The sequence below is a fragment of the Serratia microhaemolytica genome (genome assembly GCF_004011885.1).
Classification (GTDB): Bacteria; Pseudomonadota; Gammaproteobacteria; order Enterobacterales; family Enterobacteriaceae; genus Serratia_G; species Serratia_G microhaemolytica.
The window spans coordinates 1-510 of the sequence record NZ_SBEF01000142.1 but is presented as its reverse complement, the minus strand read 5'-3'; the positions used below and the strand labels follow the sequence as shown (position 1 = coordinate 510).

1 protein-coding gene is annotated in these 510 nt (G+C 46.5%); it reads left to right on the top strand.

All coding sequences use genetic code 11. From position 1 onward, the window contains the following. On the top strand, positions 1-510 hold a 510-nt coding region (locus tag EOJ37_RS14590), incomplete at both ends, for a hypothetical protein (RefSeq protein ID WP_162473718.1).

Below are 510 nucleotides of genomic sequence, written 5' to 3'. Positions count from 1 at the left end.
AAAGCGCTGGGCGCTTCTGGCAGCGGGGCTGCTGTGTATTTTATTAACGTTAGGGGGCTACTATCTGTTAACCCGACCGTACCAAATGGCGATTTCGGTGGTTCCAGAAAGTATGGATGATCCGGAATGGCCGAGTAAAAAGCAGTGGTTTGATGCCAGTGAGTGGTTGAAAAGTGGGCAGTATATCAAGATCAATGATTTTGATCTGTTAAATCTTGGCTATATCAAAATTGATGATGTTAATCATTTTGGTCTCGAAGGCAAGCTGCAAGATGCGATCCATGAAGCAGTATGGGCTGAACCTACACTGGCACGGCTGGATCGTATGGATTTTCTGGAGTTTCATAAAGAGATGAAAGGGCGGCTAACGTATGAGTATCTCTACAGCACGTTTGATACCAGGACATTAACCCCCACCGTGGACTATTTTCTGATCTTCTTTAGCGAACAAGGCCGGGACTACGAGGTAGAAATGCGCCGCACGCCGTTCCAGGATGGCTTTACGTTTTT